This is a genomic window from Pseudonocardia autotrophica, from assembly GCF_003945385.1.
Taxonomy (GTDB): Bacteria; Actinomycetota; Actinomycetes; order Mycobacteriales; family Pseudonocardiaceae; genus Pseudonocardia; species Pseudonocardia autotrophica.
The window spans coordinates 1,640,837-1,663,966 of sequence record NZ_AP018920.1 but is presented as its reverse complement, the minus strand read 5'-3'; the positions used below and the strand labels follow the sequence as shown (position 1 = coordinate 1,663,966).

General features: G+C 69.3%; 23 protein-coding genes and 2 pseudogenes. 15 read left to right on the top strand and 10 right to left on the bottom strand.

The window, feature by feature from the left end:
* Nucleotides 1-18: 18 nt before the first annotated feature.
* From cbbX to Pdca_RS08050, 3 genes are read right to left on the bottom strand one after another with little or no spacing between them, the layout of a single operon-like run.
* Nucleotides 19-1,038: a CbbX protein gene (gene cbbX, locus Pdca_RS08060; RefSeq protein WP_085916681.1), complete on the bottom strand. Its 1,020-nt coding sequence runs from the start codon at nucleotides 1,036-1,038 to the stop codon at nucleotides 19-21.
* Between the two features lie 3 nt (nucleotides 1,039-1,041).
* Complete coding sequence (locus Pdca_RS08055) at nucleotides 1,042-1,467, bottom strand: ribulose bisphosphate carboxylase small subunit (RefSeq protein ID WP_085916682.1); 426 nt, start codon at nucleotides 1,465-1,467, stop codon at nucleotides 1,042-1,044.
* Between the two features lie 10 nt (nucleotides 1,468-1,477).
* Nucleotides 1,478-2,908, bottom strand: coding sequence for a form I ribulose bisphosphate carboxylase large subunit (locus tag Pdca_RS08050; RefSeq protein ID WP_085916691.1), 1,431 nt, complete (start codon nucleotides 2,906-2,908; stop codon nucleotides 1,478-1,480).
* A gap of 164 nt (nucleotides 2,909-3,072) precedes the next feature.
* Here Pdca_RS08050 and Pdca_RS08045 point away from each other — a divergent pair, with 164 nt between their 5' ends.
* Nucleotides 3,073-4,074: a class I fructose-bisphosphate aldolase gene (locus tag Pdca_RS08045; protein ID WP_085916683.1), complete on the top strand. Its 1,002-nt coding sequence runs from the start codon at nucleotides 3,073-3,075 to the stop codon at nucleotides 4,072-4,074.
* Nucleotides 4,075-4,120: 46 nt separating this feature from the next.
* On the opposite strand, the gene Pdca_RS08040 is transcribed toward Pdca_RS08045, so the two are convergent.
* Both Pdca_RS08040 and Pdca_RS08035 read right to left on the bottom strand, forming a co-directional pair.
* Nucleotides 4,121-5,287 (bottom strand): GAF domain-containing sensor histidine kinase, encoded by a 1,167-nt coding sequence (locus tag Pdca_RS08040; protein ID WP_232021464.1) that lies wholly within the window; start codon nucleotides 5,285-5,287, stop codon nucleotides 4,121-4,123.
* 86 nt (nucleotides 5,288-5,373) lie between these two features.
* The gene (locus tag Pdca_RS08035; protein ID WP_085916685.1) at nucleotides 5,374-6,042 is read right to left on the bottom strand and encodes a response regulator; all 669 of its coding nucleotides are present in this window, start codon (nucleotides 6,040-6,042) and stop codon (nucleotides 5,374-5,376) included.
* Between the two features lie 134 nt (nucleotides 6,043-6,176).
* Here Pdca_RS08035 and rpe point away from each other — a divergent pair, with 134 nt between their 5' ends.
* From rpe to Pdca_RS37955, 5 genes and pseudogenes are all read left to right on the top strand, one after another.
* The gene (rpe, locus tag Pdca_RS08030) at nucleotides 6,177-6,866 is read left to right on the top strand and encodes a ribulose-phosphate 3-epimerase (RefSeq protein ID WP_085916686.1); all 690 of its coding nucleotides are present in this window, start codon (nucleotides 6,177-6,179) and stop codon (nucleotides 6,864-6,866) included.
* Between the two features lie 83 nt (nucleotides 6,867-6,949).
* Nucleotides 6,950-8,947: a transketolase gene (gene tkt / locus Pdca_RS08025; protein WP_232021647.1), complete on the top strand. Its 1,998-nt coding sequence runs from the start codon at nucleotides 6,950-6,952 to the stop codon at nucleotides 8,945-8,947.
* A gap of 49 nt (nucleotides 8,948-8,996) precedes the next feature.
* Nucleotides 8,997-9,884: a phosphoribulokinase gene (locus Pdca_RS08020; protein WP_232021463.1), complete on the top strand. Its 888-nt coding sequence runs from the start codon at nucleotides 8,997-8,999 to the stop codon at nucleotides 9,882-9,884.
* 102 nt (nucleotides 9,885-9,986) lie between these two features.
* Nucleotides 9,987-10,277: a cytochrome ubiquinol oxidase subunit I gene (locus Pdca_RS08015; protein WP_158092375.1), complete on the top strand. Its 291-nt coding sequence runs from the start codon at nucleotides 9,987-9,989 to the stop codon at nucleotides 10,275-10,277.
* Between the two features lie 12 nt (nucleotides 10,278-10,289).
* Nucleotides 10,290-10,945: pseudogene (locus Pdca_RS37955) on the top strand (cytochrome ubiquinol oxidase subunit I).
* Between the two features lie 37 nt (nucleotides 10,946-10,982).
* On the opposite strand, the gene Pdca_RS08000 reads toward Pdca_RS37955, so the two are convergent.
* Together Pdca_RS08000 and Pdca_RS07995 are read right to left on the bottom strand one after the other, a co-directional pair.
* Nucleotides 10,983-11,879, bottom strand: coding sequence for an IS3 family transposase (locus tag Pdca_RS08000; RefSeq protein WP_125911301.1), 897 nt, complete (start codon nucleotides 11,877-11,879; stop codon nucleotides 10,983-10,985).
* Entirely contained in the window at nucleotides 11,876-12,187 is a 312-nt protein-coding gene (locus Pdca_RS07995) for a transposase (RefSeq protein ID WP_166665856.1), read from the bottom strand. Before Pdca_RS07995 ends, Pdca_RS08000 begins: the two co-directional genes overlap by 4 nt.
* Nucleotides 12,188-12,222: 35 nt before the next feature.
* On the opposite strand from Pdca_RS07995, the gene Pdca_RS36750 reads away from it, so the two are divergent.
* Nucleotides 12,223-12,555: a cytochrome d ubiquinol oxidase subunit II gene (locus Pdca_RS36750; RefSeq protein ID WP_232021462.1), complete on the top strand. Its 333-nt coding sequence runs from the start codon at nucleotides 12,223-12,225 to the stop codon at nucleotides 12,553-12,555.
* Complete coding sequence (locus Pdca_RS07990; RefSeq protein ID WP_232021461.1) at nucleotides 12,555-13,094, top strand: cytochrome d ubiquinol oxidase subunit II; 540 nt, start codon at nucleotides 12,555-12,557, stop codon at nucleotides 13,092-13,094. Before Pdca_RS36750 ends, Pdca_RS07990 begins: the two co-directional genes overlap by 1 nt.
* Before the next feature lie 112 nt (nucleotides 13,095-13,206).
* Here Pdca_RS07990 and Pdca_RS07985 read toward each other — a convergent pair whose 3' ends face one another.
* Both Pdca_RS07985 and Pdca_RS37950 read right to left on the bottom strand, forming a co-directional pair.
* Nucleotides 13,207-14,220, bottom strand: coding sequence for an HAD-IIA family hydrolase (locus Pdca_RS07985; protein ID WP_373865540.1), 1,014 nt, complete (start codon nucleotides 14,218-14,220; stop codon nucleotides 13,207-13,209).
* A complete protein-coding gene (locus Pdca_RS37950; protein WP_408635070.1) occupies nucleotides 14,112-15,194 on the bottom strand; it encodes a class I fructose-bisphosphate aldolase in 1,083 nt (360 codons plus the stop codon). Before Pdca_RS37950 ends, Pdca_RS07985 begins: the two co-directional genes overlap by 109 nt.
* A gap of 509 nt (nucleotides 15,195-15,703) precedes the next feature.
* On the opposite strand from Pdca_RS37950, the gene glpX reads away from it, so the two are divergent.
* Genes glpX through Pdca_RS07960 form a run of 4 tightly spaced genes read left to right on the top strand, consistent with a single transcriptional unit; the run spans nucleotide 15,704 to nucleotide 19,851 of the window.
* Entirely contained in the window at nucleotides 15,704-16,717 is a 1,014-nt protein-coding gene (gene glpX, locus Pdca_RS07975; RefSeq protein WP_232021460.1) for a class II fructose-bisphosphatase, read from the top strand.
* Nucleotides 16,718-16,760: 43 nt separating this feature from the next.
* Nucleotides 16,761-17,651: an HAD-IA family hydrolase gene (locus tag Pdca_RS07970; protein WP_085916841.1), complete on the top strand. Its 891-nt coding sequence runs from the start codon at nucleotides 16,761-16,763 to the stop codon at nucleotides 17,649-17,651.
* A complete protein-coding gene (gap, locus tag Pdca_RS07965) occupies nucleotides 17,648-18,661 on the top strand; it encodes a type I glyceraldehyde-3-phosphate dehydrogenase (protein WP_085916842.1) in 1,014 nt (337 codons plus the stop codon). Before Pdca_RS07970 ends, gap begins: the two co-directional genes overlap by 4 nt.
* An 8-nt stretch (nucleotides 18,662-18,669) precedes the next feature.
* Nucleotides 18,670-19,851 carry a phosphoglycerate kinase gene (locus tag Pdca_RS07960; RefSeq protein ID WP_085916844.1) on the top strand — a complete coding sequence of 394 codons (1,182 nt, stop codon included), beginning with the start codon at nucleotides 18,670-18,672 and terminating at the stop codon, nucleotides 19,849-19,851.
* 479 nt (nucleotides 19,852-20,330) lie between these two features.
* Here Pdca_RS07960 and Pdca_RS38165 read toward each other — a convergent pair.
* Nucleotides 20,331-20,565, bottom strand: a pseudogene (locus Pdca_RS38165) (IS1634 family transposase); the annotation flags it as partial.
* A 539-nt stretch (nucleotides 20,566-21,104) separates the two neighbouring features.
* On the opposite strand from Pdca_RS38165, the gene Pdca_RS07950 reads away from it, so the two are divergent.
* The 3 genes from Pdca_RS07950 (at nucleotide 21,105) to Pdca_RS07940 (ending at nucleotide 23,091) form a co-directional block, all read left to right on the top strand.
* Nucleotides 21,105-21,443 (top strand): hydrogenase maturation nickel metallochaperone HypA, encoded by a 339-nt coding sequence (locus Pdca_RS07950; protein WP_085916845.1) that lies wholly within the window; start codon nucleotides 21,105-21,107, stop codon nucleotides 21,441-21,443.
* A 6-nt stretch (nucleotides 21,444-21,449) separates the two neighbouring features.
* Nucleotides 21,450-22,217 (top strand): hydrogenase nickel incorporation protein HypB, encoded by a 768-nt coding sequence (hypB, locus tag Pdca_RS07945; protein ID WP_085916843.1) that lies wholly within the window; start codon nucleotides 21,450-21,452, stop codon nucleotides 22,215-22,217.
* A gap of 151 nt (nucleotides 22,218-22,368) precedes the next feature.
* Entirely contained in the window at nucleotides 22,369-23,091 is a 723-nt protein-coding gene (locus Pdca_RS07940; protein WP_166665910.1) for a transposase family protein, read from the top strand.
* Nucleotides 23,092-23,130: the final 39 nt, after the last annotated feature.

The window sequence follows — 23,130 nt, the reverse complement described above, 5'->3', positions numbered from 1 at the left end:
TCCCCTCGTGTCAGATTGTCAGGCCGATCGGACCGTCTTCCCGGCGCCGGCTTCCTCGCTGAAGACCCGGCTCGACAGGATGTCGGCCGGCTCGATCGTCATCAGTGTCTTCAGATCAACCCTGGGGTCCTCCGCCTCGAGCAGCCGTTTCGCCTGGCGCAGCCGTGCCCGCTCGACGGCGTTGCGCACGCTGCGGGCGTTGGCGAACCACGGCTGCCCGACCCGTCGCTCGAGGTAGTCGTGCAAGGCCTCGCGGGCGTCCGTGGAGAATTGGTAGCCCAGATCCTCGGTCATCAGGTCGGCGATCTGCTCCAACTCGACGACCGTGTAGTCGGGGAAGGTGATGTGGTGGGCGATCCGGCTCTGCATCCCGGGGTTGGCCGCGAAGAAGGTGTCCATCTTGTCGGCGTACCCGGCCAGGATGACCACGAGGTCGTCGCGGTTGTTCTCCATGACCTGCAGCAGGATCTCGATCGACTCCGAGCCGTAGTCCCGGTCGTTCTCCACCTTGTACAGGTAGTAGGCCTCGTCGATGAACAGCACCCCGCCCATGGCGCGTTTGATCACGTCCCTGGTCTTCGGTGCGGTATGCCCTACGTACTCACCCACCAGGTCGTCGCGGGTGACGCCAACCAGGTGTCCCCGGCGCAGGTAGCCGAGCCGGTGCAGCAGGCCGGCCATTCGCAGGGCGACGGTCGTCTTGCCGGTCCCCGGGTTGCCGGTGAAGGACATGTGCAGGGTCGGCTGCTGGGCAGTGATGCCGAAGCGGGCCCGCATCCGGTCGACTAGCAGCAGCGCGGCGATCTCGGCGATGCGGGTCTTCACCGGTGCGAGGCCGACCAGTTCGGTGTCGAGCGTGGAGAGCACGTCGTCGATGCCGGCTTCCTGCCGCGCCGTGGACAGGTCGACCACGGCGTCGGCAGGAAGGTACTCGACGGTCGCCTCGTCGGACGGGTCCGGTTCGAGCTGCGGACCGGACCCCGGACGCGGCGTGAAGGCGAAGGACCGACGGTCGTGTTCGGTGTGTCCGGTCGTCATGGATCAGTCCTGGCCGTATCGGTCCCCGACGGGACGGTTGGTGGCGTAGGCCTGCGTCGTGTAGCGGACCTGGCGGTCAGCCGCCTCCTGGCGAACGAGCTGGAAGCCCGGCTCGTTCTTCGGACGCTGCACAATGAACGACAGCGCGGTGGTCTGCCGGCCGAGGCTCGCGTCGTAGGCGTTGAGGCGGACGTAGACGTTCGGGTTGGCGGTGCGGCAGGCGTTGAGCTCCAGCAGCACCCCGGCCGGGTCCTTGAGGTCGAACATCGGCAGGCCCCACATCTCCCAGTAGGTGTTGCGGGGGTGCGGGTCGTCGGTGAACTCCACCGACAGTGGCCAGCCGTTCTGCAGGCAGTACTCGACCTGCTGGGTGATCTCGGCGTCGGTGAAGTCGGGCAGGTAGGCGAACGTGCCCTGCGTGATGCGCATCGATGGTCTCCTAGACGCTCGTCGGCGTCGCGACGACGTCGGGGGTGTCGGTGGACTCGTAGTTGAAGGTGATGTCGCCCCACGTGGCGAGCGCCATGTCCAGGGGTCGGTTGCGCGAGGCGGCCTTCTTCAGGATGTCGGGCCCCTCCTTGTAGAAGTCGACGCCCTCGTTGCGAGCCTTGATCATCGCCTCGAGGGCGACCCGGTTCGCCTCAGCGCCCGCAGAGATGCCCATCGGGTGGCCGATCGTGCCGCCCCCGAACTGCAGGACGACGTCCTCGCCGAGATGGTGCAGCAGCTGGTGCATCTGCCCGGCGTGGATACCCCCGGACGCGACCGGCATCACACCGGGCATCGAGGCCCACTCCTGATCGAAGTACAGGCCCTTGACCGGGTCGGCCTTGACGCTGCCGAGCCGAAGGGTGTCGTAGAAGCCTGCGGTGGCGTTGGGGTCGCCCTCGAGCTTGCCCACCACCGTGCCGGCGTGGATGTGGTCCACACCCGCCAGCCGCATCCACTTGGCGATCACCCGGAAGCTCACGCCGTGAGACTTCTGCCGGGTGTAGGTGCCGTGACCCGCACGGTGCAGGTGCAGGATCACCCCGTTGGCCCGGGCCCAGTTCGCCATGGATTGGATGGCGGTGTACCCAACCGTGAGGTCGATCATCACGATCACCGAGCCGAGCTCCTTGGCGAAGTTCGCCCGCTCGTACATCTCCTCCATAGTTCCCGCGGTGACGTTGAGGTAGTGGCCCTTGATCTCACCGGTCGCCGCCTGCGCTCGGTTCACCGCCTCCATGCAGAACAGGAAGCGGTCGCGCCAGCGCATGAACGGCTGGGAGTTGATGTTCTCGTCGTCCTTGGTGAAGTCCAGACCGCCCCGCAAGGCCTCGTAGACCACGCGACCGTAGTTGCGCGCCGACAAGCCCAGCTTCGGCTTCGTTGTCGCCCCCAGCAGCGGGCGGCCGAACTTGTTGAGGTGCTCGCGCTCCATCACGATCCCGTTCGCGGGACCTTGGAAGGTCTTGACGTAGTGCGTCGGGATCCGCATGTCCTCCAGGCGCAGCGCCTTGAGCGGCTTGAACCCGAAGACATTGCCGATGATCGAACTCGTCAGGTTCGCGATTGACCCCTCCTCGAACAGGTCGAGGTCGTAGGCGATCCATGCGATCCACTGGCCGGGCGTGTTCGGAACCGCCTCGACCTTGTAGCACTTGGCCTGGTAGTGCTCGAAGGTGGTGAGCCGGTCGGTCCACACCACCGTCCAGGTCGCGGTGCTCGACTCGCCGGCCACCGCGGCTCCGGCCTCCTCCGGGGGCACCCCCTCCTGCGGGGTGATCCGGAAGGCACACAGCACGTCGCTGTCCTTCGGCACGTAGTCCGGCTGCCAGTAGCCCATTTCAGCGTAGGGGATGACTCCCGCGTTCCATCGATCTGCCATGCACGAAGGGTGCCCGCCGAACACCAGATACACCATCGAAACATTTGCCTCAAGACTTGAGCGATCGTTGAATCGGCGCTCCCCCGCCGAGTCCACCACCTCGGTGAGGCGACTGGTTCACGGCGCACCTACGTTGCGGTGAACCCAGGTGTGGAGGACCGAACATGAACCCGTGCAGTCAGATCGCCGAGAAGCTGGTGGCGCCCGGCAAGGGGATCCTCGCCGCGGACGAGAGCATCGGCACGATGAACTCCCGACTGGACAAGGCCGGCGTACCCGGCACTGCGGAGAACCGTCAGGTCTACCGCGAGCTGCTGGCGGCGACCCCCGGGCTGGCCGACGGCGCCTCCGGCATCATCTTCTGCGATGAGACGCTGAACCAGACCTTCGCCGACGGCACGCCGTTCGCCCGGGCCGTCCTCGCACTGGGCATCCTGCCCGGTATCAAGGTGGACACCGGGGCCAGGCCCTGTCCGGGCCTGCCCGGCGAGACGATCACCGAGGGCCTCGACGGGCTCCCCGCGCGGCTGAGCGGTTACGCCGACCTGGGAGCCGCATTCGCGAAGTGGCGGGCGGTCTACACCATCACGCCGCAGCTCCCGAGCCCGGGCGCGATCCGTGCCAACGCCCATGCGCTCGCCCGCTACGCCGCGGCCTGCCAGGAAGCCGGCATCGTGCCGATCGTCGAGCCCGAGGTGCTCATGGACGGCGACCATGGCCTCGACCGGTGTGCTGAGGTCACGACCGCGGTGCACGCCGCGGTCCGGGAGGAGCTCGCACTGCTCAACGTCGACCTGGCCGGCATCGTCCTCAAACCGAACATGGTCATCGAGGGCAGCGGCAACCCCGAGACGTCCACACCCGAGGAGGTCGCCGCTGCGACGGTCGCGGTGCTGCGCGCATGGCCCGACCAGCTGGCAGGCGTCGCCTTCCTCTCGGGGGGTCAGCCGCCGGAGCGGGCGACCGCCAATCTCGAGGCGATGCAGCATCACCGGACCTCATGGCCACTGAGCTTCTCGTTCGGCCGGGCACTGGTGGACCCGGCGCTCGCGGCCTGGCACGGCGACGCGGACCTCGTCGCCGCGGGGCAGGCGGCGCTGGCCGATCGGGTCGCAGCGAACGCGGCAGCCGTCCGGCTGCGCTCTCAGCTTCAGCCGGCCTCCTGACGGTCGTGCGGACCCGCGAGAGGTTCGCGGGTCCTCGCGCCGTCCTTCAGCACCGCTCGCGCTGGTGGCCGAGCGGTACCGTTACGGTGACGGTCGTCCCGACCCCGCGACGCGACCGGATGCGCAGCCGGCCACCGACCAGTTCGGCCCGCTCGGTCATCGACGCCAGCCCATAACCGCTGGGGGTTGCAGTAGCACCGAACTGTTGCGTCCGGGTCACGTCGAAGCCCACGCCGTCATCACTCACGTCCAGCCGAGCGACACCATGGTGCACGCGGAAGCGCAACGTGGCGAGCGCCGCTGCTGCGTGTTTGACGATGTTCTGCAGACCTTCCTGGGCGATCCGGTACAGGGCGAGTTCGACATGCTCGGGCAGTCGCTCATCGTCGACAGCGATGTCGACCGGTAGTTGAGGTGTCGAGCGGGCCAGGCTGGCGAGACCGCCGGCGAGTCCGAGGTCGTCGAGGATGGGCGGCCGCAGGCCACCGATGGCGACGCGAGCTTCGTCCAAAGCCAAGCCAAGCAGGTCACGTGCATGAGCGAGCTGTACGGCGACCTCGACCGCATCGTCGTCGACGGCATGCGTGGCGGCGTCGAGGTGGTAGGAGAGACTGATCAGGCGCTGCGAGATGCCGTCGTGGATGTCCCCCGCCATCCGCCGGCGCTCCGCCTCCTGGTTCGCGATGACCTGCTCGACGAAACGTTCGTGCGCGCGCTCCCGCATCGCGAGGCGGCGGTGCTGCCGCGCCTGGTCCAGGGCGCCCGCGACGAGGCGTCCGATGACGTGCAGCAGCTCCAGGTCGCGAGGGGAGAACTCACGCCGTTCGACCGTGTGCACGTTCAGCACGCCGACCAGCCCGCCCCGGTCGCTCTCCATCGGGATCGAAGCCATCGAGATGAACTCCGTCCCGCGCAGGGCCGGCAGTGGCAGGTACCGCGGGTCGGACTCCTTGTCCTCGGTGATCACGACCGGGGTCCGATGGCTCGCCACCCACCCGGACACCCCCATGCCCAGTGGCAGCTGCACCTGTCCGACGTGGTCGTCGAAGGGCGAGGTTGCCCCGGCCAGGATCAAGGTCCGTTCCGTGTCGTCGAGAATGTGCACGAAGCACACGTCGGTGGCGGTCGCTTCCGTGATCATGCGTGCGACTGCCGCAGCGAGCGGCTCGACCGCCGGGCCGTTGGCGGTGAGGCGAATGATCTCGAGCAGCAACGCGACCTCCCCTCCGGCGTCGACGAGCCCGCGGACGGCGCCCGGCCCTACAGAGGTCGGGCCGGCCGTTCGGTCCCCGCGGCGGGTCACAGGAAGATTCCCTCCCGCAATGCGGTCGCGACCGCGTTCGTCCGGTCCGCGACCGCGAGCTTCCGGTAGATCGATCGGAGGTGACTCTTGACCGTCTCGTCACTGATCACGAGCCGGACCGCGATCGCCCGATTGGACAGACCCCCCACCATGCACGACAGGATCTCGCTCTCCCGCTGCGTCAGCCCCTGCCGCGCACCTGGCCAGAACTCGTCGCGCTGCATGCGAGCGGCGGTGTCCGCCGCCCGCGCCGCCATCCCGGCATCGATCACCGTCTGGCCGGAGTGGGCGAGCTCGATCTGGCGAACCAGGTCCTCACTGCCGATCCGCTTGAGCAGGTAGCCCGCCGCACCGGCCCGCAAGGCCTGGAACAGGTACTGCTCGTCCTCGTAGACCGACAGCAGCACGACCTTGCGGCCGGGGTCGCGTTCCACCATCGCACGGCACAGATCCAGCCCGCTCGTGCCCTGCATCCGCACATCGCACAGCACCACGTCGGGCTGGATGCCCTCGACCACGGCCTGGGCGGCGCCGGGCCCGACCGCCTGCCCCACTACCCGCACCCGGTCGCGAAACGGCGCGAGCATCGCCTTAAGCCCGGCGATCACCATCTCATGGTCGTCCACCAGCACGACCCGAACGGGCGGGGTGCGCGGCGTGGTCATTTCTCAGATCGTAGTCGCTCGCGCCACTCGCCGGATCGCGACACCACGCCTCCCCCGGACCCACCCCCGCATCGGGGACGAGCGCCTGTGCCGGCGTCCGTAGCGTCGCAGCAACATCGGAGGAGGTTCATTTGATGGCGAGCACGACTGTTCCGACGCTGGTGGCGTCGGTCCTCCCCGCGGACTTCGCGGATCTCGGCGGTCAGGTCAAGGAGATCGAGAAGGCGGGCGTCGACCGGATCCAATGGGATGTGATGGACGGCCGATTCGTCCCGAACATCACTTTCGGCCCCGACGTCATCGCGGCATGTCGCGGACACGTCCAAATGGGATTCGAGGCGCACCTCATGGTCGACAATCCCGACCCGATGCTGCCACGGTGGGTCGAGGCTGGCTGCGGCATCGTCATTGTCCACGCCGAGTCGACCGGTCACCTGCACCGCACCCTAGGGGCGGTCAGGGAGCTCGGTGCGAGGGCCGGTGTCGCCCTCAACCCCGCCACGCCCCTGGCAGCGGTCGAGGATGTGCTGGAAATGGTTGATCTCCTGCTCATCATGACGGTGAACCCGGGCTTCGGCGGTCAGGCCTACATCGCCTCGATGGAACCGAAGATCGCGCGCGCGCGCGCCGAGATCGAGCGTCGCGGGTTGGACATCGAGCTCGAGGTGGACGGCGGCATCGGGGCGGGCACGATCGGCGGTGCCGCCACCGCGGGGGCGAACGTCTTCTGCGCCGGTTCCAGTCTCTTCACCGGCCCGGGCACGATGGCCGAGCGAACCTCGGCGCTGCGCGCCGCCGCAGCCGGGTCGGCGGTCGGCGCATGAGCTCGACCGACCGGCTCGCTCAGGCCGGACCGGCTGAGCAGGTCGAGGCGAGCCCCGCGACCGGACCGTCGGGCGACCTGGACGTGCTCGCCGTCAACGCCCTGCGGTTCCTGGCCGCCGACGCCGTCCAGGCGGCCAACAGTGGACACCCCGGCCTCCCCTTGGGCGCCGCGCCGGCGGCATGGGTCCTGTGGTCCCGCCACCTCCGGCACGATCCCGCCGCCCCCGACTGGCCAGACCGCGACCGGTTCGTCCTCTCCGCTGGCCACGGGTCGATGCTGCTCTACGCGCTGCTGCACGTATTCGGCTACGACCTGCCCGTCGGGGAACTCAAGCGATTCCGCAAGCTGGGCTCGCGCACGCCCGGTCATCCCGAGCACGGCCACACCCCCGGGGTCGAGACCACCACGGGACCGCTCGGCCAGGGCCTGGCCAACGCCGTGGGGATGGCGCTCGCCGAGCGGATGCTCGCCGCGCGCCTCAACACCGCCGAGCACGTGGTGGTCGACCACCGGACGTGGGCGCTGGTCGGCGACGGCTGCCTCATGGAAGGCATCAGCCACGAGGCGGCGTCGCTCGCGGGACGGCTCGCGCTCGGCAAGCTCACCGTCATCTTCGACGACAACGACGTCACCATCGACGGACCCGCTCACCGCAGCTGCGGAGACGACCACGCCAGCCGGTTCGCTGCCTACGGATGGCGCACGCTGTGGGTCGACGACGGCAACGACCTCAAGGCACTCGACCGCGCGTTCAGCGAGGCGCGGGCCGGCGACGACCGCCCCACGTTCATCACGGTGCGCACCACGATCGGCTTCGGCGCGCCCGGGGTCGAGGGGACCTCGAAGGCGCACGGCAGCCCGCTCGGCCACGAGACCATCGCCGCCATGCGTAGCCGATTCGGCTGGCCTTCCGCACCGTTCCACGTGCCCGGGGCCGTGCGGTTGGCCATGGTGGAGAAGCGCACCCGCTGGGCCACTTGCCGGGCCGAGTGGCTGCGGGATCACGCCGAGTGGAGCGCCGCCAATCCGCAATCCGCCGCCGACTTCCCGCTCGACCGGACCCCGGCCGCCCCGGACCTCTCCGTCCTGTCCGACCTCGCCGATGGCGCCCAGCCCGGCGCGACGGTCGCCACCCGCAAGGCCTCCGGAGCCGCCCTGCGAGCGTTGGCGGCTCGGTACCCCGCGCTCGTGGGAGGTTCGGCAGATCTCGCCTCCTCGACCAACACCGCGATCGACGGCGGTGACGTCGCACGGGGAGAGTTCACCGGACGCACGATCCATTTCGGCATCCGCGAGCACGCGATGGCCGCAGCGCTCAACGGAATCGCGCTGCACGGTGGGCTTCGCCCGTTCGGCAGTACCTTTCTCGTCTTCACCGACTATCTGCGGCCGGCCTTACGGCTGTCCGCCCTCATGCGGCTGCCCGTGGTGTACGTCTTCACCCACGACTCGGTGCACGTCGGCGAGGACGGGCCGACCCACCAGCCCGTGGAGCACATCGAGGCACTGCGCCTGATCCCCGGGCTCACGGTGCTGCGGCCCGCCGACGCCGCAGAGACTGCGCTGGCCTGGGAGCTGGCGGCGAACAACCTGGACGGACCGACTGCGCTCGTTCTCAGTCGTCAGGATCTTCCGGTCATCGGTCCGGCCGGGCTGGCGGAGGTCCGCGACCACGGATCACGGATCGTGCGCAATCCGGGAAGGGTCGACGTCGTCCTCGCCGCGAGTGGCTCTGAGGTCACGCTCGCGGTGAAGGCGGCCGAACTGCTCGCCGCCCGTGACATCGAGGCGATGGTGGTGTCGGTCATGTGGCGCGATCGTCTCGATGCGGCGCTGCGCGCCGGGCAGAACCTGCTGCCGGACGTTCCGGTCGTATGGATCGAGGCCGGAGTCGGTGTAGGTTGGCGCGCGATCGCGCGACCGGGCGACCCCGTGATCGGCATCGAACGGTTCGGAGAGAGCGGACCCGGACAGGAGGTGGCCGTACACATGGGGCTCTCGGTCGTCGCCGTCGTTCGGGCGGCATTCGTTGCCGTCGGCAGGACACCGGTGGAGGCCGAGGCGCTCGAAGGTGGCTGAGAAGGCGCTCCGCATCCAGCGGGCTCGAGACCCCAGCACTGTTCGGCCGATGATGCTGGCCATCGCCGGCGACAGTGCGGCGGGCAAGACGACGTTCGCCGCCGGGCTGGCAGAGGCGTTGGGCACGAACCGGTGCGCACTTGTGTCCACCGACGACTATCACCGTTACGATCGTGCGGAGCGGCACCAACTGTCGATCACGCCATTGCTCCCCAAGGCCAACTACATCGACATCATGGAGCAGCACCTCCAACTGCTCGCGTCCGGGCAGCCCGTCCTGAAACCGGTCTACGACCACGCCACCGGCCACCTGGTTCGTCCCGAGCTCATCGAGCCGCGCGAGTTCGTGATCGTCGACGGTCTGCTTCCACTGCATACCAAGCTCGCCCGGGCATGCTTCGACGTGACCGTCTACCTCGATCCGGAGGAGGAGGTTCGCAGGTCCTGGAAGGTGCGGCGGGACACCGCTAGCCGCGGTTACAACGCCGAGCAGGTGGTCACCGAGCTGGCCGCACGCGAGGCCGACTCCGAGAGGTACATCCGCCCGCAGCGGGCTCATGCCGACCTCGTCGTCCGGTTCGCCCACGTGGACGGACGGGCGGACCCGCCGGGCACCCCCCTGTCCGCGGAGCTACTGCTGCGATCGACCATCCCGCAGCCTGACTTGGCCGAGATCCTGGACTCCCGCACGACCGGTCTGGTGCACCTGCGGCTCGCGAGGGACACCGACGGTCGCCCGGTCGACAGCCTGCACGTCCACGGGTACGGCTCGCCGGAGGACGGTGCCGCTGCACTCGCCATGCTCTGGGCTGCGGTCGTCGACCCGAGCTCCGACGTCCCGGACGGTCTAGGGCGGGTGGGACCGAGCGCCCACAGCCTTCCGTTGGCCGTGGGTCAGGTCCTGTTGCTCCACCACCTTCTGGCCGGCGCCCGCTAGGGCACACTGATCCATTCTCCAGGGATCCGGGCAGCTGCCGCCTGCACGAGGACGCAACTCCACGCCCGGATCGTCCGGGCCGCCCGACAGGAGATTCACCCGTTGCCCGAACTCGGTGACGTGCTGGCCGCCGCGAACGCAAACCTGCTGCCTGCCCGCTTCGTCGAGGTCTACCTGTTCGGCTGGAACCGGCTGTCGCCGAGGGCGCACATGATCAGCGCCCTCCCGATGATCGTCACAGGCGCAGCCGGGGCGTTCTTCGTCATCACGGCTAACGCGTGGATGGACAACCCCACCGGGTTCCGGATCGACGCACAGGGCCTCGTGGTCGACGCCGATCCGTGGGCGGCGATGTTCGGGCCGTCGACCTGGCCGCAGTTCGTGCACATGTAGCTGGCGGCGTTCATGGTCACCGTTGCGGACAACCAGCCTGCGAAGCTCGCCGCCATGGAGGGTCAGTTCCGCACCCAGGCAGGTGCACCGCTCTCGCTGGGTGGGACCTATCGCGACGACGAGCTGCACTACGCCCCGGAGATCCCCTACGGCCTGTCCCTGCTCGTGCACCACGACCCGAACGGCGTCGTGCTCGGCCTGGAAGAGTTCCCGGAGGAGGACCGCCCGGCGGGCAACGTCGTGCACCTGTCATACAACGTCATGGTCGGCATCGGGTTCGCGTTGCTCGCACTCGCGGCGTGGCTGGGTTGGGCCTGGTGGCGGCGTCGGCGAATCCCCGACACCCGGTGGTTCCTGCGGGCAACGGGCCTGTCGGGGTGGCCACGGTGGTCGCGATGGAGGCCGGCTGGGTCACCACCGATGTCGGGCGCCAGCCGTGGATCGTATACGGCCTGCTGCGGACCGAGGATGCCGTCAGCCCGGCCGCGGGCCTGCACCTCGGTGTCTGGGCCGTCTCCGCCATCTACGTGATCCTGACGGCGCTCACGATCGTCGTGCTGCGTCGGCTCGCGGCGAGTCACCGCCTCGTCGCCCCGCGCGATCCGCCACCCGTCGACCGCGAGCAGCCGCCGACGGCTCCCGCCGACGACCGGTCCGACCGGCGATGACGCTCGCTGAGCTTCCCCCGGTTCGCCGGAGTGCGGGTTACCTGTCGGCGTCGCGCTGGGTGCGACGATAGTCGTCTTCGTACTCGTCGGGTGAGAGCCCGCCGAGGCGGGCCTGGATCCGGCGCGGGTTGTACCAGCCGTCGAGGTAGCGGATCAGGGCGTGCTCGGCGTCGCGGCGGGTTGTGAAGGTGGTGCCGGGCCAGTAGAGCAGCTCGATCTTGAGGGTGGACCACAGGTTCTCGGCGAGGGCGTTGTCGTAGCTGTCCCCTGTGGACCCGGTCGACGGGGCGACACCGGCGTCGACCAGGCGCTGGGTGAGTCGCAGCGCCGTGTACTGGGCTCCCTTGTCGCTGTGAAAGATCAACTGGCCGGGGCGCAGGTCCCGCGAGCGCAGGGCGTGGTTGAGCGCGGTGAGGACCAGCGCGGTCGTCGCACGGGGGTCGGTGGCCCAGCCGACGACCCGGTTGGAGAACGCGTCACGCACCGAGGCCAGCCACAACACGCCCTCGCCGGTGACGATCCGGGTCAGGTCGGCCACCCAGACGCGGTTCGGCGCGGTCGCGGTGAAGTCGCGTTCGAGCAGGTCCGGCGCCGGCCGGTGGGCGGGGTTCTGCCGGGTCGAGCCGCCCTTCCAGCCGCGGCGCAGGTGGGCGCCCTGTAGGCCGTGCTCGCGCATGATCCGCTCGACGCGCTTGCGGCCGACGTGCACGCCCTGGCGGCGCAGCTCGAGCCAGACCCGCGGGGAGCCGTAGGTGGTGGCGAACTCGCTGATCGAGCGGATCTTCACGATTTGCTCGAGCAGGACGGCGTCGTCGAGCTGCCGCTGCGATGGTGACGCGCGGCGGGCGCGCCAGTCGTAGTAGGTCGAGGCCGCGATGTTCAGGACCCGTAGTACGAGACCGACGGGGAAGTCATGGGCGTCGACGAAGCTCATGACCACCTCCGGGTCGGGCCGATCTCGCTGGCGAAATAGGCGCTCGCCGCGCGCAGGACCTCGTTGACCCGCCGCAGCTCGGCGTTCTCCTTCGCCAACCGCCGGTTCTCGGCGAGCATGTCGGTCGACGGCCGATCATCGCGCTCGCCCTTGTCGGCCTCCGCTTGGCGGACCCAGTTGCGCAGGGCCTCGTGATGCACCCCGAGCTGCTGCGCGAGCCCGCGGAACGTCGGGCGGGGGTCGGACTCCCGATACAGCCGGACCGCTCGTTCGCGCAGCTCATCGGGGTACTTCTTCGGTGCGGGCACCAGTGCCTTCCTTCCTGGTTCTCAAGATCGAACCAGTGTTCAGACACTCCGGCAAAGCGGGGGAACCTCACGCCGAGGTCGTGCTCGGGGTGATGCTCGTCGGGCTGGTGGCGTACGCACCATTCGGCGGGGCGGACTTCGGCGCCGGGATCTGGGACCTGCTGGCCGGTGGAACCCGGCGCGGCCGGCGTCAGCGAGAACTCATCGAGCACTCGATCGGACCGGTGTGGGAGGCCAACCACGTCTGGCTGATCTTCGTGCTGGTGATCCTGTGGACCGCGTTCTCCGGTGCCTTCGTCGCGGTCACCATGACGCTCTACCTGCCGCTGACCCTGGCCGCCTTCGGCATGATCGCTTGGGTGAGGTGATGGCCATCCTGGTCTGCGCCTACCTCGCGGCGGTGTTCCTCTGCGCCGACGCACGTCGCGAAGGTCGGGCCGACCTGGCCGACGGATTCCGCAGACGCGCACTCGCGACGGCCGCGGTGACGGGGGCAATGGGGCTCGTGGGACTACTCGTGCTGCGCGCCGACGCACCGCTGCTGTTCGCCGGTCTCGTCGGTCAGGGGCTCCCGGTCATCGCCCTGTCGGTACTCGCCGGCGTAGTGGTGGTCGCCCTGCTCCTCACCCGCCGCTACCAGGCCGCCCGGTTGGCTTCAGCGGCCGCCGTCACGACGATCCTGGTCCGCTGGGCCGTCGCCCAGTGCCCGTACGTGCTCCCGCGCACGCTGACCGTCGAGGACACCGCACGTGGCCGGGCCATGCTCGAGGCCCTTCTCGTCGCCCTCAACGTCGGAACACTCGTGCTGGTGCCGTCCCTGGTGTTCCTCTACCGGCTCTTTCAGGCGCCCGAGCACCGCACCGGGCGCCAGCCGCCGGAGGGCACCGGGACGAGCTCAGCCTCTTAAGTCGGGCATTGTGGACGGGAGACAGTCGCCCGTCCGGCCTGGGCCGTCCCGGCCCGTCCCCGGAACGGGCGAGGCATCCCCGTCACAGCGGTTCCGGCATCAACGCCGACGATCATTCGACGGTCGCTTCCAGCCCCAGCTTCGACAACACCACGGCCGCTGCCTGATCTCCGGCGTCGACGGACTGAGGGCGACCCTCGCCGCCGGAGGTCCACCATGCCGAGCAGAGCGACCGGAGCGCGTCCACCGCACACGGTGGTGGCTCGGCGGTCTCGGACCCCCGGCCGGCCGAATGGAGCACGATCACCCCGGCGGCGGAGCTTTCGACCCGCCACGCCGCACGGGGACCGACGGCCAGCCCGTCGATCGGGTGCAAGAGCCCGGTGACGTCGGCAGCAACCAGCCAGGGGCGGTGAGGGCCCACCGCGGATAGCACGTCGATCGGGCGGGTCACTCCGCTCAGGACGGCGATCGCGTCCAGCCCGGCCCGGGCGGCGCCGGCGATGTCGGTATCCAGACGGTCCCCGACCACGAGCACCGGTTCACCCTCACCGGCGCGTGCGGCATGGTGGAACAATGCGGGCTCGGGCTTGCCGGCGAACACCGGCTCCCGATCGGTGGCCGCTCGCAGCGCAGCGACCATCGATCCGTTGCCCGGGACGAGACCCCGGGGACCGGGCAACGTCACGTCACGGTTGGTCGCCACCCACCACGCGCCAGCACGGATGGCCAGGCACGCCTCGGCGAGGAGCGACCAGTCCAGCTGCGGCGAGAAGCCCTGGACGACGGCGACCGGGTCGTCGTCGGCCGTGCCGACGGCAACCAGGTCGACCGCCTCGACCTCGGCACGCAGATCGTCGGTGCCGACCACCAGGACCCGTGCACCGGTGCGGAGTCGCCGGGCCAGCAGATCGGCCGCCGCCTGGGCGCTGGTGCTGACGTCGTCGGCACTGGCCGGGAACCCGCCGGCGCTGAGCAACGCGGCGACGCTGGCGGGTCCCCGGCATGCGTTGTTGGTCAAGTACCGGATCGCCGTCCCGCGCCGACGCAGCTCGGCGACCACCTCCGGTGCGCCGGGCAGCGGTTCCCGAGCCCGGACGAGCGTCCCGTCCAGGTCGAACAGCACCGCCCGATAGCGTTCGGCGATGTCGCTGAGTCCGTCTGGCATGTCCGTACTCCCTGCTCGTCGCGGTCGTTCCACCAGGCTCGCCCCTCGCGCCTGGTCACCTCGGCGCGGCCCACCCGGAGTACGGCGGCGACGCGGCTCAGCTCGGCCGCCACATGGCGCTGCGCATCCGCGCCACGCCCGGCTTCGCCACGCCAGATGCGGGCGGCGGGTTCGAGGACGCTGCGGCCGAGGCAGAAGCCGACCGGCCACTCCGGGCGCATCCAGTGCACCGCGCCGACGTAGGCCACCATCCGCGGATCGGGCACGACCGACGTCAGCACGACTCCAGCCAGGCGCGCATCCGCCCGTCGCAGGCTGTGCATCGTCATCCGGGCGACGTGGTGCACCTCGGCATCGAGGCGCCGACGGCCCGGGGTGACCACCGTCGCTCCGATCACCGTCGCCGCGACGTCGGCACCGGCGGACCGCAGCGCCTCGACAGCGGCGCACACCACCCGCGAGTGCACGCGCTCGACCCGGTCGATCCCGTCGACATCGGCGACGCGGACGACGCAGTCGATCACCGGCGTAAGCCCACCGCGCAGGCACGCTCCGGCCCACTCGGCGGCCGCTCGGCAACGTGCGCCGAGCCCGAGGTCCCGATGGCGTTCCCAGCTCGTGATCCGCCAGCGGGCGAAGGTTGCGCCGGCCTCGGCGTGGCGTGCGACTGCCCTGGCTGGATCGGCGTGCGCTGCGCCACGCAGGCGCGGGTGCTGTCCTCCCATGCGGACTCCGATCGGGATCATCGTCGCGGCCAGCGAGACAGCGGCGCCCACCCTGTCCCTGCCGTGCAGATCGACGGTGTCAACCGTTACCCCGCCGACCAGCTCCTGCAGGTTGGGAGTGCCCAGGACGAGCCGCACAAGGTTTCGGCGAGCCGAATCGGAGGCAGGCCATCCCGCCGCTTCTGATGACACCCGACCCGTGAGCATCCACCGGTCGTCGAGATCAAGGAGCACGTCTCCTCCGCACAGCGACAGGCGGGGTGCTCCGGAGCGGTCGGGAACGACTACCACCACGACCTCCTGCCAGGTTCGGCCCGCTCGGATTCGGGCTCGTGGGACACGACCATCTCGTCGGCTGCGTACGCTTGCCAGCGTCCTACGCCCGCCGGTCGATCGAGGCTGCCCGATCGATGTCGCACCCGTACCCCCGGGACGGGGGATTCGGCCGGGCACGCTGTACCCGACGGTCGCTTCCCCCGCGAGCCCCCCGGGGCGGGGGATGGCACCGCCGGTGACACCCGCTTTCATGGGGTCGGCAAGGTGTTCCCGGATCGACGAAGGAGCTCGTGGGTCGCAGGCACCAGCGGGTGCCGTGAGGCTCGTCCGAGCGCCATGGTCCTCACATGGAGTGGGGCGCCCAGAGTCACCTCGGGTCGGATAACGCGCGCACTCGGGCGTGACCTTGTCCCACCGCACCGACGATGGAAGGGCAGCCTGTGCGCGACGACACGAGTTCGGCTGGCAAGTCCGCCCCCGACCGCAATCTCGCTCTGGAGCTGGTCCGGGTCACCGAGGCAGCTGCCATGGCCACTGGTCGGTGGGTCGGTCGCAACGACACCCACGGCGCAGTCGCGGCCGCCATCCACGCGATGCGCGTCATGCTCGGCACGGTCGAGATGGTGGGCACGATCGTGATCGGCGAAGGACCTGAGGACGATCCGGCGAGCCTGTTGCCGGGCGAGACAGTGGGTGACGGCACCGGGCTCGCATACGACGTCGCCCTCGATCCGGTCGACGGCATCAGCTTCACGGCGAAGGGGTTGTCGAACGCCATCTCCATGCTGTGCGTTGCGCCTCGCGGAGCGATGCTGAATCCCAGGGCGTACGCCCAAGTTGACCGGATCGTCGGTGGACGAGAATCTCAAGGCCTTCTGGACGTCCGCGTGCCCATCCGCGAGAACGTGATCGCGTTGGCCAAGGCCCGGTCGTGTCACGCCAGCGACATCACGGTAGGGATGCTGGCTCGACCACACCACGAGCAGCTGGCGCGCGAGGTCCGTGAGGCCGGAGCCCGAATCCGCTTTCTCACCACCGGCGACGTGACTGCCGCGTTTCTCGCGGCCAGTGCCGGCAGTGGCATCGACTTGATGGTCGGACGCAGCAGCCTGACGGACTCCGTGATCGCGGCCTGCGCGGTAAAGGCGCTCGGCGGCACGCTGCAGGCCTGCGCGGAACCCCGCGACGATCGGGAGCGCGCCCCGCTGGAAAGCAATGAAGTGGAACCGGGACAAGTGTTGACGGCGGACGACCTCGTGCGGGGTGAGGACGCCTTCTTCGTGCTCACCGGGATCACCGACGGCGAACTGGTTCGCGGGGTCCGCTACGTGCACGATGCCGCGCACACCGAGTCGATCATTACCCGAGCCCGCAGCGGCACGGTTCGGCGTATGCAAAGTGTGCACCAGCTCGACCGACTCGCCAGGTTCAGCTCGGTCGACTACCAACCTTGAGCGCGGTGCATCGAGCCTGGGGCGGCCCGCACCGCCGGCCCGGATGGCGCCAGACGCAGAGCCCGGTTGTGCTGGACAGGGTCGTTCGCATCGAGCTGATCGATCGACGAGGGGAGAGGAGCTCGTGGACTCGTACACACCGGCCGACGTGAAGGCTCCTGTCCTCCGCGCCCTGATCTTCGACGTCGACGGCACGCTGGCCGACACCGAACGGGACGGACACCGCCCCGCCTTCAACGCTGCCTTCACCGAGCACGGGTTGGACGTGAGGTGGAGCGTCGAGGAGTACGGTCGCCTCCTGAAGATCACTGGTGGGCATCGCCGGATCGCGGCCGACCTGCGCACTCGCGGCATGGGCGACGAGGCCGACGAGATCGCCCAGCGCATCCACACGACCAAGACCGCGCTGTTCCGCGAGAGCATCCTCGCCGGCACGATCGTCGCTCGCCCCGGCCTGGTCGAGCTGGTCGAGAGCCTGACCGCCGCCCGCCTTCGGGTGGCCATCGCGACGACGGGGCGACGATCGTGGGTCGAGCCGTTGGTCGCTCGCCTGCTCGGCGAGGGCATCGCCGAGGTGGTCGTCACTGGCGACGACGTGTCCCGGCTCAAGCCGGATCCCGAGGTGTACCGACTCGCGCTGGAGCAGCTGGAACTGCCCGCTTCCCAGGCCATGGCGGTCGAGGACTCCGCGGTCGGGCTGGCGGCGGCCACGGCCGCAGGGCTCGCGACCGTAGTGGTGACCAACGGGTACACCGTCGCACAGGACTTCACGGGGGCGGCAGTCGTGCTTGCGGCCTTCGCGGATCCGGAGCCGCTGACGGCCGGGCGGTGCCGGGACATCCACCGAGAATGGTGGACCGAACGCGCCGACGTCATCGACGCAACCACTCCCTGTAGTTACCCCACACGGCCCCTCGGAACGGAGCAGATGTGACCGTACGCATCGGCGTCAACGGATTCGGGCGCATCGGGCGCAACTTCTGGCGGGCGCTCGACGCACAGAAGAAGGGCGGGGGTGTCGACATGGAGATCGTCGCCGTGAACGACATAACCGACAACGCCACGCTGGCGCACTTGCTCAAGTACGACTCGATCCTCGGCCGGCTACCCTATGACGTCAGCGCGACCGACGACGAGATCGTGGTCGACGGCAAACCCTTCAAGGGACTCGCCGTGCGCGACCCCGGCGAGCTGCCCTGGAAGAACCTGGGCGTCGACGTCGTCGTCGAGTCGACCGGGATCTTCACCGATCGCGAGGGCGCGGTCAAGCATCTCGACGCCGGGGCGAAGAAGGTCGTGATCTCCGCCCCGGCCACCGGCGAGGACGTGACGGTCGTGATGGGCGTCAACGACACCGCGTACCAGCCGTCGCACACCATCGTGTCGAACGCCTCCTGCACCACGAACTGCCTCGCCCCGCTGGCCAAGGTGCTCGACGACCTGGTGGGTGTCGAGAAGGGTCTGATGACCACGATCCACGCCTACACCCAGGATCAGAACCTGCAGGACGGCCCGCATCGGGACCTGCGCCGGGCCCGCGCGGCCGCGCTGAACATCGTGCCCACCTCGACCGGCGCGGCCAAGGCGATCGGGCTGGTGCTGCCGCACCTCAAGGGTAGGCTCGACGGCTACGCACTGCGGGTGCCGATCCCCACCGGCTCGGCCACCGACCTGACCGTCGAGGTGCGCCGCACGGCGACCGTCGAGGAGATCAACGACGCGTACCGGACCGCGGCAGCCGGACCGCTGAAGGGCATCCTCTCCTACGCCACGGCCCCGATCGTGTCCTCCGACATCGTCACCGACCCGTCCTCGTGCGTCTTCGACCCCGGGCTGACCAGGGTCATCGACAACCAGGTGAAGGTCCTGGGCTGGTACGACAACGAGTGGGGATACTCGCAGCGGCTCGTCGACCTGACCGCACTGGTCGCGTCGTCCCTGTGAGCACCGGGATGCGCGCGCTCGACGACCTGCTGGCCGAGGACATCGCCGGCCGAGGGGTCCTGGTCCGCTCCGACCTCAACGTCCCGCTGGACGGGGACCTGATCACTGACGACGGCCGCATCCGCGCCTCGGTCCCGACCCTGCAGCGGCTGCGCGACCGGGGAGCCCGGGTCGTGGTCACCGCCCATCTGGGCCGACCCAAGGGCGCTCCTGACCCTCGGTACTCCCTGGCACCGGTGGCCCGACGCCTGAGCGAGCTGCTGAGCACCGACGTCGGTCTTGCCGACCGCGGCTCTTCGGCGACCGAGGAACTCGTCCCCGGCGGCGTGCTGCTGCTGGAGAACGTCCGGTTCGATCCACGCGAGACCGAGAAGGACGACGACGGGCGCGCCGAGTTCGCCGGTGAGCTGGCGGGGCTGGTGGGGCCGTCGGGTGCGTTCGTCTCTGACGGCTTCGGCGTGATGCACCGCAAGCAGGCGTCCGTCTACGACGTCGCCCGGTTGCTCCCCGCATACGCCGGATCGTTGGTGCTCACCGAGGTGCAGGTGCTGCGCCGGCTCACCGAGGCGCCCGAGCGCCCTTACGTGGTGGTGCTCGGCGGTTCGAAGGTCTCCGACAAGCTTGCGGTGATCGAGGCGCTGCTGCCCAAGGTGGACGCCCTGCTCGTCGGCGGCGGGATGTGCTTCACATTCCTCGCAGCCCTCGGCCACGGCGTCGGTTCGTCGCTGCTCGAGCCCGACCGTGTCGAGGACTGCCGTCGGCTGCTGAAGAGCGGCAAGATCGTGCTGCCGACCGACGCGGTGGTGGCCGACCGCTTCGCGGCCGATGCCCGGACGCACACCGTCGGGATCGACGCGATCGAGGACGACTGGATGGGGCTCGACATCGGGCCACGGTCGGTCGCGGCGTTCGCCGAGCCCCTGGCGGGGGCGCGCACGGTCTTCTGGAACGGTCCGATGGGTGTGTTCGAGATGGCGCCCTTCGTCCAGGGGACGCACGGTGTCGCGCAGGCAGTGATCGACGCGACCAGCAAGAACGGTGCGTTCAGCGTCGTCGGCGGCGGTGACTCGGCCGCTGCGGTGCGGGCCCTGCACCTGCCTGAGGGCGGCTTCTCGCACATCTCGACCGGAGGCGGAGCGTCGTTGGAGTTCCTGGAGGGCAGGACGCTGCCCGGACTGGCGGTTCTCTGACGGCCGGGTCGTCCGGCTGGCCGGGGGTCGTTTCGGTGCAGGCGGGTACGATCGCCCAGGGCGATCAGCGCAGCCCGCCAAACCCGGTGCGGGCCGGGCCCTCACCTGCCCCTCCACCAGCAGGAGCGAGGTCCAGCAGCATGTCGGCGGTGCCCCCAGTTTTGCCCCCGGACGCCTCCGGCCGCATCGCGGCGCACGACGAGGTGCACGTGCGCCGGGCCCGGCCGCTGCCGGTACCCCCCATGACCGCCCAGGTCACGATGCTCACCGACGGTGCCCCTCCATCGGCCGAGATAGCCCGTCTCAAGGAGCTCGCCGCGGCCCACGATGCGACAGCCAACGCGACCGACGTCGGGTTCATCCTGGGCTGCGTTCCGCGTAAATCAGGTCGTCTAGAGCCGCGATGTGGTGCTTGACCTGCGGGAACGGGTCGAGACGCCCCGAAGGGGCGTGTCTCTAGGCGGTGATGTCGCTGCTGGTCAGCGGCCTGCGATGGTGAGTTCGATGATCTGCTTCGGTGCGGGGATGTCGAGGCGGGCGAGCAGATCTTGTTGGGGCTTGGACAGCTCGGTGCGCTGGCGGAACGTTCCCGGCGGGTCCGGTGAAGGTACCGGCGTGGAGCCGGTCGAGGTGATGGCGGACGTGGTGCCAGGTCTGGCCGGTCGTGGTCTCGACGATCCTGATCAGGAGCAGCGCGAGCCAGCAGAGCAGCAGACCAGCCGAATTACGCGGAACGCGGGCCGGTCGACCCTATGGAAAGTCGACCGGGGACACCGGACATCTGTCCCGTCGGGTCAGTCCGTCTGGTCACCCGGGTACTTCTGCGGGTCCGGCGGCACCGCGGGAATCGCACCGTCGTGCCGGGTGGCGGTCTCCCTGATCGTCGCCGCGGCGTTCTCGGCCGCGTCCTGTCGGGATGATGGCTCACGACCGACCGTTCGCCGTCGGCGACCGTGACGACGGCCCAGCCCTCATCCTGCGGCTCGACAGCGACCTCGAAATCCGACACAGGCGACTGCTCGGGCCTGTTCGACCTCCAGCTCATTTGACCTCGTTGGACGTAAACGGGTTCCCGTTCGGCACCGCTTCCACGCATCGGAGTCGATCGAACCGCGGAATCCCCGTAAAGTGGGGCTGTGTAGGGTGGCGTCACGTGTACAGGCTGATGCCTCGGCGGTCCCCACGAAGGGCATGCCGTAACGCCAGGTCTGCGCGGATGTCACATGCGCTCGCACACTGACGGAGGCATTTCTGTGCACGAGCTTTCGATCTGCCGTGCCATTGTCGACATCGTCGACCGGCACGCGGAGGGTCGCCCTGTCCAGACGGTTCATCTGCAGGTCGGGATGCTGCGCCAGATCGTGCCGGCCACACTCTCCTACTGCTGGACGCTCGTCACCGCAGGATCCTCGCTCGAGTCCGCCACGCTGGAGGTCGAGCATGTGCCGGCCACTGCACGATGCCCGACCTGCGGCCACACTGCCGAGCTCGAGACCCAAATGCTCGTCTGCAATGCTTGCGCCAGCGACGGCGTCGAGATCATCACGGGCGAAGAGTTCCTCATCACTTCGCTCGAACTCACGGAGGTTTGAGCTGCAATGGGGCGTTTCCACCGCCACGATGACAACGACGGCCACGGCCACGGCCACGCGCCAAGTCTCGATCATTCCGGCTACACGACCGGCACCGAGCGAATCGAGGTTCTCGAGCGCATCTTCGACGAGAACGACCGCACCGCCGATGCCAACCGAGCCGACTTCGACCATGCGGGCGTGCTGACGATCAACCTCATGTCGTCACCCGGCGCCGGCAAGACGTCGCTGCTCCGGGAGACCCTCAAGGCGCTTCGCGGCCGCCTCCGGATCGGGATCGTCGAGGGGGACATCGAGACGAGCATCGACGCGGACCGGCTCCAGGGACTCGGCGCCACCGTCGCCCTGCTCAACACCGCCAACGGCTTCGGTGGCGAATGCCATCTCGATGCGCCGATGGTCCGCACAGCCCTCAAGTCCCTTGACCTGACCCAGCTCGACCTGCTCATCGTCGAGAACGTGGGGAATCTCGTCTGCCCGGCCGAGTTCCACGTCGGGGAGCACCGGCGCGCGATGGTTTACTCGATCACCGAGGGCGAGGAGAAGCCACTGAAGTACCCGGTCATGTTCCGCTCCGTGGACCTGGTGCTCGTCAACAAGATGGATCTGCTTCCACACCTCGATTTCAATCTGGACGAGTTCTACGGCAACTTGCGCAAGGTGAATAAGGACGTTGAAGTAGTGGAGACAAGTGCCCGATCCGGGAAGGGCGTGGCCGGCTGGTGTGACTGGCTCCTCACCCAGCGCACACTGCCGCAGGTCAAGCGCTCCTAGCCTAGCGCGGGATCGTCCTCGGCAATGAGCCCGCAACTCCTTGAGCCTCGCTGTGCTTGGAGCAGCGAGAGGAGAGCCGCGGGCCGTGGTTGACCGTAGTGATGATGCGTCATGTCTGTTGGGGCTGGCCGGGTTGGCGGTGGAGCGTGTCGTGCTCACCGTGCTCGGGGTGAAGATCGTGCAGTTGGTGACCGACGACTCGGACGCGGCCCGGTGCCCGTCGTGCGCGACGGTGTCGACGTCGGGGAAGGACTGGGTGCTGACCCGGCCGCGGGACCTGCCGTGCGGGGGTGAGTTCGCGGTGGTGCAGTGGCGTAAGCGGCGCTGGCGCTGTCGCACCGTGGACTGTGTGCGGCAGTCGTTCACCGAGCAGGTCGCGCAGGTGCCGGCGGGGATGCGCACGACGACCCGGCTGCGGGCCGCGCTCGCGGTGGCGGTCGAGGACGGGCGGGATCAGTCCGAGGTCGCTGCGGCGTATCGGGTGTCGTGGCCGACGGTGCAGCGCGCGGTGGTTGCCCTGGGCGCGGTGGAGCTGGTCGAGCCGGAGCCCACGACGGTGTTGGGCATGGATGAGACCCGGTTCGGGCGCCCGCGATGGCTGCCCGACGGCGTGCACGACGACGGCCGGGTCCGCTGGGTCCGCACGGATCCGTGGGAGACCGGGTTCGTCGACATCACCGGCGATCAAGCGCTGTTGGGGCAGGTCGACGGCCGGACCAGCGCCGAGGGAACGAACCGGTTGATCAAGCAGGTGAAACGGGCCGCCTGCGGCTTCCGGAACTGGGACAACTACCGGCGCCGAGTACGGTTGCACTACACCCGGCGCACCCGCCGATTGTCAGCGAGGAAACCGACGGTGCCCGCTCAAAGTTGAAGAGCCGGATTGCCACCAGCGCGGCGAACAACAACAACG